The 11,930-nt window shown below is 54.6% G+C and carries 11 protein-coding genes; 2 read left to right on the top strand and 9 right to left on the bottom strand.

The window, feature by feature from the left end; all coding sequences use genetic code 11:
• Positions 1–144: 144 nt before the first annotated feature.
• Together ASD70_RS05850 and ASD70_RS05845 are read left to right on the top strand one after the other, a co-directional pair.
• Positions 145–1,077, top strand: a complete 933-nt coding sequence (locus ASD70_RS05850) for an NAD(P)-dependent alcohol dehydrogenase (protein WP_056845902.1) — start codon at positions 145–147, stop codon at positions 1,075–1,077.
• Between the two features lie 2 nt (positions 1,078–1,079).
• Positions 1,080–1,784, top strand: coding sequence for a helix-turn-helix transcriptional regulator (locus tag ASD70_RS05845; RefSeq protein WP_056845901.1), 705 nt, complete (start codon positions 1,080–1,082; stop codon positions 1,782–1,784).
• A gap of 181 nt (positions 1,785–1,965) precedes the next feature.
• Here the strand turns inward: ASD70_RS05845 and ASD70_RS28180 are convergent, their stop codons facing one another.
• The 9 genes from ASD70_RS28180 to ASD70_RS05805 all read right to left on the bottom strand — a co-directional run bounded on the left by ASD70_RS28180 (position 1,966) and on the right by ASD70_RS05805 (position 11,727).
• Entirely contained in the window at positions 1,966–2,118 is a 153-nt protein-coding gene (locus tag ASD70_RS28180) for a GntR family transcriptional regulator (RefSeq protein ID WP_080944608.1), read from the bottom strand.
• A 105-nt stretch (positions 2,119–2,223) separates the two neighbouring features.
• The gene (locus ASD70_RS05840) at positions 2,224–3,714 is read right to left on the bottom strand and encodes an aldehyde dehydrogenase (RefSeq protein ID WP_056845900.1); all 1,491 of its coding nucleotides are present in this window, start codon (positions 3,712–3,714) and stop codon (positions 2,224–2,226) included.
• Position 3,715: 1 nt separating this feature from the next.
• A complete protein-coding gene (locus ASD70_RS05835) occupies positions 3,716–4,618 on the bottom strand; it encodes a dihydrodipicolinate synthase family protein (protein WP_056845899.1) in 903 nt (300 codons plus the stop codon).
• A 40-nt stretch (positions 4,619–4,658) separates the two neighbouring features.
• Positions 4,659–5,987, bottom strand: a complete 1,329-nt coding sequence (locus tag ASD70_RS05830; protein ID WP_056845898.1) for an MFS transporter — start codon at positions 5,985–5,987, stop codon at positions 4,659–4,661.
• Positions 5,988–6,033: 46 nt separating this feature from the next.
• Positions 6,034–7,353 carry an NAD(P)/FAD-dependent oxidoreductase gene (locus ASD70_RS05825; protein ID WP_056845897.1) on the bottom strand — a complete coding sequence of 440 codons (1,320 nt, stop codon included), beginning with the start codon at positions 7,351–7,353 and terminating at the stop codon, positions 6,034–6,036.
• 103 nt (positions 7,354–7,456) lie between these two features.
• Positions 7,457–8,527, bottom strand: coding sequence for a GlxA family transcriptional regulator (locus ASD70_RS05820; protein ID WP_056845896.1), 1,071 nt, complete (start codon positions 8,525–8,527; stop codon positions 7,457–7,459).
• Between the two features lie 98 nt (positions 8,528–8,625).
• Complete coding sequence (gene proX, locus ASD70_RS05815) at positions 8,626–9,651, bottom strand: glycine betaine/L-proline ABC transporter substrate-binding protein ProX (RefSeq protein ID WP_046068045.1); 1,026 nt, start codon at positions 9,649–9,651, stop codon at positions 8,626–8,628.
• Positions 9,652–9,692: 41 nt separating this feature from the next.
• Positions 9,693–10,646 (bottom strand): glycine betaine/L-proline ABC transporter permease ProW, encoded by a 954-nt coding sequence (gene proW / locus ASD70_RS05810; protein ID WP_046068044.1) that lies wholly within the window; start codon positions 10,644–10,646, stop codon positions 9,693–9,695.
• Between the two features lie 46 nt (positions 10,647–10,692).
• Positions 10,693–11,727: a quaternary amine ABC transporter ATP-binding protein gene (locus ASD70_RS05805; RefSeq protein ID WP_046068043.1), complete on the bottom strand. Its 1,035-nt coding sequence runs from the start codon at positions 11,725–11,727 to the stop codon at positions 10,693–10,695.
• Between the last annotated feature and the right edge of the window lie 203 nt (positions 11,728–11,930).

Below are 11,930 nucleotides of genomic sequence, written 5' to 3'. Positions count from 1 at the left end.
TGATGTAACGATGAGCGTGGCTCAGCAATGCGTGCGTAAAACTAAATCGAATGCTGATCGGATGGTGACAAAAACTGACCGCCTTGGGCTGTAGATTCCGCCCCGTGACTACCCCAATCGTATGCCGGAGTTTGGAGACGCAATATGAAACGCATTGAGTACAGCAGCTATGGCGGGCCAGAGGTCATGCAGGTCCAGAACTTTGAGCTGCCTCCCCCTGGCGAAGGTGAAGTCGGTGTCAGCGTCAAGTATTCAGCGATCAATCCAATTGACTGGAAGCTGCGGATTGGACAAATGAAGATCGTTACTGGCAGGAAGTTCCCTCGCGCGATGGGAATGGACTTCTCTGGCACGGTTATATCCCTCGGCGCAGGCGTGACGCGGTTTAAAGTCGGTGACCCCGTGTTTGGCCTCGCCCGATTTAAAGAAAGCGGAGCGTTCGGCCACGCCGTTATCACAAAAGAGGCGTTTTTAGCCCATAAGCCGGATGACGTGTCATTCGAGCACGCCGCCTGCCTGGGCACCCCAGGTATAACTGCCTGGAACGGGCTTATAGACAAGGCCAAGCTGCGAGCCGGCCAGCATGTCTTCATCAATGGATGTGCCGGAGCAGTAGGCGAAGCGGCTGTACAAATAGCTCTGATGCAGGGGGCCGTCGTCTCGGGCAGCTGCAGCGACAGGGACATGCAGCGAGCAAAGTCGCTGGGTGTGCAGAATGTTTATGATTATCGGAACATGCAGCTATCGAGTGTTGCTAATCGATTCGACGTGGTTTACGACACTGCGGCAACGCTGCCGGTATCTAGAGGCGTTGCGACGCTAAAATCAGGAGGCGTATTTCTTGATCTGAACCCCGGCCCTGGCAAGTTTGTCCGCGCTTTTTTTGATCGCAGACTCAAAATGATCATAGGCTCACCGCGCGCCGAGATATTGGATAAGCTTGCCAAGGCTGCCAGCGAGAGGCACTACAACGTCCGAGTAGCGGAAACCGTTTCGATGTCCGAGGCGATTCGACTTATCACTGAGCTTGAGAAAGGCCTTAAGCTCGGCGGTAAAGGTATCATCGCGATGGAGTAGGCATGGCTAGGAGTCACCGTTTGTTTGAGCTAATGCAAGTGCTGCGCCGACATCGTAGAACGGTGTCGGGTCAGACACTTGCGCTGGAGTTGGGCGTTTCATTACGCACCATACGTCGCGATGTGGTGACCTTGCAGGGGATGGGCGCTGACATCGAGGGTGAGCCCGGCTTAGGTTATATTTTGAAACCTGGCTTTCTGTTACCCCCGCTTGCATTTACAGAAGAAGAAATTCAGGCACTTGTAGTCGGTGCCCAGTGGGTCAGTCGTCAGACTGACGATAAATTTGCCTTCGCGGTGAAGAACGCGCTGGCCAAAATTGACGCCGTGTTGCCTGCGGATATGCGTCACACCTTTGACGACGAAACGTTCTACGTGGGCGCCCACTCCCACCTTCCCACTTCAATCGACCTGAGTGAAATTCGGTTTGCATTGCGCGAACAGCGCAAACTGCTTATGACCTTGTCAATTCCCCACGCACCTGCAGATAAACAAATTGTCTGGCCGATCATGCTGGGCTTTATTGACGCAAAGCGCTTCCTGTCGGCGTGGTGTGAAGCAGACAACCGGTTTCGCGTGATTGCTATGGACGACATCGCAAAACTGGAAGTGCTTGCCGAGCGCTACAGTCGTACCCGGCGCCAACTTATTAAGGAATGGCGGGCTCATGAGGTCTTGCCTTGTAACCGCTCTGGCGAGGTATGCTGATCGGAGGAATAAAAGACGTCGGATGGTGCGCCTCTGGCGATAATGGCCCATCTGAGGGCATGCTTTGGATGGTTTGAAAAGAATGCCCCAGCATAATGCCCAATCAAAAAGTCGCGGCGTATTTGCCTGCCCCAATGAGCTGACTCTGGCGCCATGATGAGATCGGATAACCCCGTATCCTTCACCTGACCGGCAGATGGATATCCCTGATAGACGTAAGAGAAACGCCATGCTGAGCGCTTAGCGCCACTTCATCGAGCAACTGATCGGGCGGCAGTTGCAATGTCAGGATCTGTTGCTTCAGCCGTTCGTAGAGACCCTGCTCGCGCTTCACGACAACTCCGTCGGTTGCTTCCCAGCTCGCCCCAGCCCTTTACTGCCTCGAAATTGCCCCAGTCCCGCGACTGGGGCGATAAGGCCGTCACGCCCTCTGCAGCACTCAGGAGGCGTCGATCCAGATGGTTTTTATCTCGGTGTATTGGTCGTGCGCCCAGATGGATTTGTCCCGCCCACCGAACCCCGACTCCTTGTAACCACCGAAGGGCGTAGACGCATCCCCCTCTCCAAAACAGTTGACGGTCACAATGCCGGCGCGAATGCCGCGTGACAGCTTCAATGCATTGCGCAGGTTGCCGGTATACGCCGACGCAGCCAAACCGTAGGCCGTATCGTTGGCCAGTTCGATGGCTTCATCGAGGGTATTGAAGGTGGTGACACTCAGCACAGGGCCGAAAATTTCCTCTTGGAACAGGCGACTGCTACGCCCTACTCCGTCCAGGATAGTCGGCTCTACGAAGATATTATCAACGGTATTTCCGCCCGCCAGAACAGTCAGCTTTTCGTCCTTGGCATGGTCGATGTAGGACTGCACTTTCTCAAAATGCGCTTTGCTGACCATAGAACCCAAACGGTTGTCCGGGTCAAGGGGGTCGCCCATTTTCCAGTCTTTGAGGTGCACCTGAATACGCTCAAGCAACACGTCCTTGATGTCGGTATGAACGAGCAAGCGCGAAGATGCCGAGCAGTTTTCGCCCATGTTCCAAAAGGCGCCGTTCACGACGTGTTGCGCAACCTGGTCGATGTCCTCGGCGTCATTCATCACCACCGCTGGGTTTTTTCCGCCACATTCCAGCACGATGCGCTTGAGGTTGGATTCACTGGAGTACTTGAGGAAAATCCGCCCCGTTTCGGTCGAGCCGGTAAAGCTGACCATGGCCACGTCACCATGCCGGCCCAACGGTTCACCTGCCTCCTTGCCACCACCAGGCACCACGTTGAACACGCCGGCGGGAACGCCAGCTTGGTAAGCCAGCTCAGCAACTCGCAGCGCGCTCAGGGTGGTTTCCTTTGCCGGCTTGACCACGATAGAGCAACCTGCAGCCAACGACGGGCCGATTTTCCAGGCGAGCATAAGCAGCGGGAAATTCCACGGCAGCACCAGGCCCACCACGCCGATAGGCTCGCGTACCACCATAGTCACAGCGCCCGAACCCACCGGCGCAGTAGCGTCGTAGATTTTGTCGATCAGTTCGGCGTGCCAACGCAGCGTGTGGATCGTCTCCGGTACATCAACGTTCTGGCACTCGCGGATGGGTTTGCCGCTGTCCAGGCTTTCAAGTACCGCCAGTTCGTGCGAGTTGTCTTCCAACAACTGGGCAAAACGCAGCAGCACGCTTTTACGTGCAGCAGGTGAAAGACCCTGCCAGCGTGCATCTTCAAACGCTGCCTTGGCAGCCGCCACCGCCACGTTTACGTCTTGGGCATCACAGGCCGAAATCTCGGCCAGTACGTCACCGGTGGCCGGATTGGTGGTGGTGAACGTGCGGCCCGATTTCGCGCTGCGAAACTGGCCGTCGATAAACGCCTGAGTGCGAAACTCAAGCTTGCCGGCCAGTTCGCGGTAGGCTTCTTTACTCAGCAGACCAGCCATTTCAAGCACCTCCCACAATGTGCGCGACGTTTTGCTTAAGCGTTTGGATCACCGCTTTGAGCGCCTGCTTCTCGGACTCTTCCAGCGCCTGCAATGGCGCACGGACACCACCGGCACGCAAGCCGCTCAGTTCACTGCCATGCTTGATCGATTGCACAAACTTGCCGCCTTCAAGGAGGTCCATCAACGGCAGCAGGGCCGACATGATGCGGCGGCCTTTGTCGAAGTCTTTTTCAATCACGCAGGCCTCATACATCGCAACGTGTTCGCGAGGAATGAAATTGGAGCCGGCGCATACCCAGCTGCGAGCGCCCCAGGCGAAGAACTCCAGGGCTTGATCATCCCAACCGCACGAGATCTGGATCGAAGGATGGGCGCAGGCCAGGCGATGCAGCCGATTCATCTCCCCGGAGCTTTCTTTGATCGCTTCAATGTTCTTGCACTGCGCAATCGCTTCGAAGAACTCATCCCCCATGGCCACCCCCATACGCGCCGGGTAGTTGTAGAGCATGATGGGGAGGCCTGCTGCCTTGTCTACCGCCAGCACATGGGCGGCGATTTCTTTTTGAGTGGGCAAGGCATAAGGCGGAGAACCCACCAGGATCGCATCTGCCTTGATCGCCTTGGCTTGTTCAGCGAAGTACACCGAATCCTCGGTTCTGATCCCGCCAGTGCCGACAACCAGCGGCAGACGACCTTGCAGGACACTCTTCGCACGTTCAGCCACCGCCAGACGTTCAGCAGGCGTATGAGCGTAATACTCACCCGTGGAGCCGCCGATAATGACGCCGTGAACCTTGGACTCGACCAGGTATTCAAGCACTTCATCAAAGGCCGAATAATCAACTTGACCATCCGAAGAGAGCGGAGTTATTGCGGGGGTAAAAATGCCGTCAAAGTTCATGCTGTTTTCTCCAGTAATTCCAAGGTTGATCCAGGGATTGCTAATTTAACGAGGCGGCTTGTTGCAGGTTGAGTGACCGCGTTTCAGGCGCCAGCACCCAAGACAATACGAGCCCCACCAACGAAATGGCGGCGGCGACATACAGGGTCTCGGCGATCCCTAACTTGCTCAATGAGATAGGCACCAAGTAAGTGCCCGCGGCGGCACCGATGCGTGAGAGCGACGTGCCTACGCCGACCGCAAATGCGCGAATTTCTGTGGGAAACAGTTCATTGGGATACACCAGTGTGAGCACTTGTGCGCCGCCGATAAACAGGGCGTAAACAACGAAAAAGAACAGCACCAAAAGGCTCGGGCCCGCATGGCCGATGGCCAGACCCAACAACGCCAAACCTGAACACAGAAAACTGTAAATAAGCAGATTTCGCCGACCGATCGAATTGATTATCCGGGTGGAGATAATGCAGCCGATGACGAAGAACAATGTGATCGCAACCGAGCCCAGCGAGGCTGAATCACCGCTTATTTTCAGCGCCGCCAACACTTTGGGGGCGAATGCATAAACAGCGAACAGCGGCACGACGGAGCAGGTCCAGAACACCACCACAAACAACATGCGTTTACCGTAACCGGAATGCACAAAGTTTAAGATCGTGATCTTTTCGCCGGCAGGTTCCTCGGGCAGATTAGCCAGCGAGAAATGCTCGCCATACACCTGCTTGATAATCGCCTCGGCCTCAGCTGTTCGCCCCTGCTTGATCAGCCAACGCGGTGATTCCGGCGTGCCCAGACGCACGGTAAACAACAGGGCGCCGATCACTGCGGCGCTGGCCAGTACCAGTCGCCAGGCATCCGGACCCAATGCGTTGAACATGACTTCGCCGACGATGTAGGCCGTCGCAGCACCGGCGAACCAGAGGATGGTCAGCATCGCCAATCGTGGGCCACGGTATTTCTTGGGAAGGAATTCGACGAGTAAAGATGTTGCCACTGGGTATTCGATACCAACGGCAATACCCAACAACAACCGGAGGAAAAATATAACGACGGCCGACTCGGCCCAATATTGTGCCAAGGACGCGACGATGAATAAGGTAGGGCCCGCAAACAAGAGACGCTTTCGCCCCATGACATCGGTCAACCAACCGCCCAGGAAGCCACCGAAAAAAATTCCGATCAGTGCGGAGGCGGCAATCATGCCCTCCCAGAAATCATCCAGCGCCAGGGACTTTGACATATGTATCAGCGCGACGCCGATAATACTCAGAACGTATCCGTCAACAAAGGAACCGCCGCCTGAACGAACAGTCAATAGCCGATGAAACCCATTCAGCGGGACGTCTTCAATTGAAACAACAGCGCTCTTCATTTCTTGTCCTTATCCTTAGTGCTTGCAATAGCCAGCTAAAGTGACCTCAGCTTTCTCGACCGGCGCGGTACTGCCCCCATTTAAGGTTTGCGTTGACGCCCAACGAGAGAAACGGCTGCGGCGGGTTACTGTTCGGCCCTGGTGCGTTCAATAGAAAGTTGATCCGTTCATCACGTTGGCCAGCGAGCCAATCTGCAAGCAGTTGCCCTGTCACTGTGCCGCGGGTCACGCCCAGGCCATTGCAACCCAACGCGCCATAAACGTTGGGAGCCAACTCACCGAAGAAACCGTTATGGTTACGAGTCATGGCCAATGCACCGCCCCAGGTGTATTCAAAATTGACGTTGGGCAACATGGGAAAGCGTTTATCAAACGAGGCTTTATGTCGGCGTATGAATCGCTCGTTATATCGACTGTCACTGCGGCCGTCGGGATTGAAACTAAAGCTGTTTCTGATCAGCAAGCGGTTATCCGGTGTACGCCTGACGGTGGTCCCAAATGGATCAGCTGGGATCGCGCCCCAATACGGTTTTCCACCGAGTTGTGCCTGCTCTTCTGACGTCAATTGCCGCGTGATACTGCCGTAGGTATAGATGGGCAACATCCGGCCCTTGAGGAAACCAAAGCGCATGCCAAAAGAGTTGTTCGCCAGGATCAGATTGTCGGCGGTGATACTTCCATTGGCATGTTTCAGTACGGTTTTCGCACCGTACTCAACTTCGAGAATCGGCGTACGCTCATACAATGTCACGTTGGCTGGCAAATGGTCAGCGAGCCCTTTGACCAGTGCCGACGGCTGAAGCAACACGGCACCCGGTGTGTATAACGCCTTACGGTAGAAGTGCGTACCCAGATGATTGGGCAACTCATCTTGCTCAATCATTTGATAGGGTTGCTCCAACTTATCCAGCCCACGCCGATAGGCTTCGAGTACCGCGATCCCGCGGTCCTCCACGGCTGCCTGGTACTTGCCGCAGGCTTTCATCTGACAATCGATGCCGTGTTGATCGACCAAGTCGCGCAGAATGGACTGCCCCGCCAGATTGAGCTTCAGGCTAGACTTGGCAAGGGCGATGTCGCCGATGTAATCCTCAGCGCCGATATCATGGGGCAGATCGATAGCGAATCCGGCGTTCCTGCCGGATGGCCCAAGGCCCACCTCCTGAGCCTCAACCAGCACGACCTCGACATTCGGAAAGTTCAACGCCAGTTGCCGTGCTGCCGCCAGCCCGGTAAAGCCCGCACCAACAATCACCCAACGGGCAGTGCTGTGCCCCTCGTGGGCGGGTTTCGGCTTGCGCGGTCGGCTTAAATGAAACCAGCCACAGCTATTATCGTCGGCGGGTAGGGAGGTAACTTTCATAATAGTAGGACCGTAAAGTTGGATGCATTACCGGGTCCAACACAACACAATGCGCAGGACGAAATAAACTAAATAACTAACCGACTACACAACGGCCAAATGCGTTTCAAAAACCTGCCGCAATTGCATAGCGTTCCGAATTGCTAAAGTCGCTGGAATAATAGTTATCCCTGAACGTCATTGGCGGCAGGCCGAACAAATCCTTGAAGCGCTTATAAAAGTGCGGATAGCTGACAAAACCGGTAGCGAGTGCCACATCCGTCAACGAGCGATTACTTTGAATAATCAGTTGGCGGGCGCGGGTGAGTCGCAGCTCCAGATAGTAGCGGTTGGGCGCCGCGTTTAAATAGCGCGCAAACCTGCGTTCAAGCTGCCGACGCGAAACCCCCACGTGACTGGCGATCTCATCGATCTCCATGGGTTCCTCAATGTGGTTTTCCATCAGTGAGACCGCAACGTTCAGCGGCCGAGGAACCGGTTTAACCAGGCTGACAGCACCAAGGGTTACATCGTTGAATGGCGGCTTTTTGGGTTGATGTACACGTTTGATTTCGTCCACGAGGTCAGCATCGTGCTGTGAGCTGAGGTCCTGCATGATTGCCAGGGTCATATCCAAAGCAGATGAGGCACCGGCGCACGTCGCGCGCCGCTGGGCAAAGGTGTATTCGGCCTCCCCCGTTTTCACTTGGGGGTAATACTCGTTGATCAACGCACAGCTATCGGCATGACAGGCGCAATACTGGTCATCGAGCAGGCCCGCATCGGCCAGGTAAAACGCAGCATTCCATACACCAGCGACGACTCCCCTTCCCCCGGCCGTCTTTTTCAATACGCGGCGAATGGTGGGGTTGCTGGACAGCCTTACTCGCTGACCACCGATAACAAACAGCGCATCGTGATTGATTTTTTCAACGCTCAAAGTTTCCGAAGACAGCGGTATGCCGATATCACTTCCAACCAAACCGCCCAAGAGCGAATACGTCGATACTTTGTAGACGGTCTTACTGTTGATCAGGTTGCCGGTCGCCAGCGCGTCCATCGCTGTTGAGAGTGAGGTTAATGAAAAGTGGTCGAGCAAAATAAATGCCACCCGCACAACTCTTTCATGACCGACCGACTCGGTAGTTTGCTGAAATCCAATATTCTGTAACTTCAACGCGCTTTGGAAGGTATCCATTATCTTCGCCACCTGATCATTTTATTACGTAAAACAAACGCAGCCGGTCCCGCCTACGGCCAGCTCAATCGAGCTGGCCGTACTTTCCTTGCTGTTTTCTATTGCTTGGCTTCTGCGCGCGCGTCACTCAACCAGCCATCGTATTGCGCTTGGTGAGCCTTGATCCATTCGGCGGCATGGCGCTTGATGTCAGCGAGTGATTTCTCACCCTTTTGCATGCGCAGGTTCTGGGCACTTTCGTCGTCCGTGGTAATGCTGACTTCTGACAGAAACTTGCGAGCCACCGGATTCTTCTCGGCAAACTCTTTGTTCATTACAGCATTCACGGTATCCACTGGGAAACCGAGATTTTTACCCTGATAAAAGGTGTCTTTATTGTCTTTGCCATCAGGCAACGAGGTGAATGGAACTGGCAGCCATACGACGTCGCGCCCTTCCACCAGCACGCTGGAGATCCATTGCGGCACCCAGGTGAAATACAACACAGGTTTGCCCTGTTGGAACCTGGCGATAGTGTCAGCCATCAGCGCGAAGTAGGAACCCCGGTTGTCCACGACAGTTGGGCCCAGGCCATAGGCTTTCATGTGGTGTTCAACCATCACTTCGCAGCCCCAGCCGGGGTTGCAACCGGTCATGTCCGCCTTGCCATCGCCATTGGCGTCGAACAACTTCGCGATCTCCGGTTTCTTCAAATCCGAGAGATCCTTGATGTTGTAGGCTTCGGCTGTTTTCTTGTCGATCATGTAGCCCTGCAGCACGCCCTTCATGACCTGGCCAACTTTCACCATGGTGTCGTCGCCGCCGGCTTTCTTGTAAAAGCCCGCGTGCAGGTTCTCCCACTCATGGACAGTGAAATCCGCATCGCCATAGGAGAGCGCCAGGAACATCGCGGGATAGTCAACTTCCTTGGGGGCTTTTACGTCATAGCCAAGGTCTTTCAAGCCTGCAATGGCCACCTCACCGCGAAAACGTTCTTCAGCAATGGTCGGGAAAATAGGCGTGATGGAAACACCGTCACCCGGTTTGTTTGCATCAGCGGCATACGCTACCGAACATATAGTTGCACCCAACATGGAGGCCATCAGCGTCGCGACGACGGTTTGCTTAAGGTTTGCAAGTTTCATATTTCACCACGCTTGAATTTATAGTAGGTGAGCAGATGTGCTTAGTTAGTCACTGGGCGTGCTACGTTCTTTTTCTTCTTGAGTTTCATCACTAGGCCAACCGGCCCGGTTTCGTACCAACGCTGGCCGGTTGCCAGATCACTGCTGCGCTCGCCCATCGCTTGGGTCAAACGATCGAGGAAGACTGCCAGGAGTACCAGGCCGGCACCGCCGACGCTGGCCAGCCCCATGTCCAGGCGGCCGATGCCGCTCAATACCATCAGCCCAAGCCCGCCAACGGATATCATCGAAGCAACGACGACCATCGAAAGTGAAAGCATAAGTGTCTGGTTCAACCCGGCCATCATGGTCGGCGCGGCAAGGGGCAGTTGGACCTTCAACAGCATCTGGGTGGCGGTGCAGCCAAACGCACGTGCGGCTTCGACTTTATCGGCGGGTACCTGGCGGATGCCCAAGTTGGTCAGGCGCACCAAGGGCGCAACCGAGAAAATAATCGTCACTATGACGCCTGGAACGTTACCGATGCCAAACAACATCACCACAGGCACCAGGTAAACGAAAGCAGGCAATGTCTGCATCGCGTCCAACACCGGACGCACGATCACTTCCATTCGGTCGCTGCGGGCACAGAGGATGCCCAGGGGAATACCAATAACCGCACAGAAGAGTAATGAAGTCAGGACCAAAGCGAGAGTCACCATGGCATCGGCCCATACACCGATCAAGCCTAGTCCGGTCAATGTAGCGATACTGAAAATTGCGATTCGTTTACCGCCGATCTGCCAACTGACCAATCCGGCGATAAGAATGAATACTGTGGGGGGCACGGAAAGCAGGCCCCACTGAACACCATCAAGCACTTGGTCAACCGGCCAGCGAATCGAGCGGAAGACTTCCCGAAAATTATGCACCAGGTAAGTCAGTGCCGCTTCAACCCAAGCGCCCAATGGAACAGTGAAACTTTGGAACGGGTCCAAATAATTAAAGTCCGACATGATACTTCCTCGCCCTCAGAACTTGAGACTGCTCTGATTATTCAAATTAACTATTATTCAGGCAGCTCAGAAGATGGCCTTGGGAAATCGAGCCCTTATACAGGCCAACTTCATCCACCACCGGCATAGGCGTTGCGCAGGCCGCAACGATATGCAGAATCTCTCTGAGCGAAGCTTCTGCTCTTAAAGGGGTGTGACGACCAGGCTCATAGGTAATGCTGGTGTCCTGTTGAGCGATATCGCCCGCTTTCAGAATTCGACTGGTGTCGAATCCATTAAAGAAATCGCGCACGTATTTATTGATGGGGTTGCACAACAACTCACGCGGGGTGCCAATTTGCACCACCCGACCGCCTTCCATGATTGCGATGCGGTGGCCGATCCGTACGGCCTCTTCAATGTCGTGGGAAATAAAGATGATGGTGCGGTTCTGCTCGGCCTGCAGCTTGATCAATTCGCCCTGCATCTCGCTGCGAATCATTGGGTCAAGGGCCGAAAACGCTTCGTCCATCAACAGGATCGCCGGGTCATTGGCCAGGGCTCGGGCGAGGCCGACGCGCTGTTGCATGCCGCCGGAGAGCTGATGGGGAAAGCTGAATTCCTGACCAGCAAGGCCAACCTGGGTCAGCGCACCCATGGCGCGGCAGTAGCGTTCTTTCTCGGCGACGCCGCTGATCTCCAAACCAAAGCTGACGTTGTCGATGACGCTCATGTGCGGCATCAGTGCAAAGGATTGAAAGACCATACCCATGTCTTTCCTGCGCACTTGCAGAAGATCTTTATCCGCCAGACCAGTGATTTCCTTACCATTCAGAAAGATCGAGCCACTGGTCGGTTCAATCAAGCGGTTGAACAAGCGGACCATGGTTGACTTGCCGGAGCCCGACAGCCCCATGATGACAAAGATCTCGCCGCGGCGGACGGAGAAGTTCGCATCGAAGACGCCAATAGCTTGCCCGGTTTTTTTAAAGACCTCTTCTTTAGAGGCCCCATCAGCCAACAACTTCATTGCGAGGTCCGGCTGAGTGCCGAATACCTTATAGACATTTTTGACGGAAATTATTTCGTCGGAATTAGTCATACCTTGCCCCTTCGTGTTCAGCACTATTCGCTTTAAGCGATACGTAAACGATCGAAAATAGTTTTAAACGGCAGCGGTAATGAATAGGGAGTTTCACGACGGGTTTCCTTTTATTATTTTTCGGCCCCTAGGAAAGAGGGATGTTTCAAATTTAGTATTAACACACCGTCAATTCCAACTACATTTAGGGGGACAATTGGATA

It is taken from the genome of Pseudomonas sp. Root569, from assembly GCF_001427465.1.
Taxonomy (GTDB): domain Bacteria; phylum Pseudomonadota; class Gammaproteobacteria; order Pseudomonadales; family Pseudomonadaceae; genus Aquipseudomonas; species Aquipseudomonas synxantha.
Note: the sequence above shows the minus strand (reverse complement) of the source record. Positions and strands in the feature narration are given on the sequence as shown.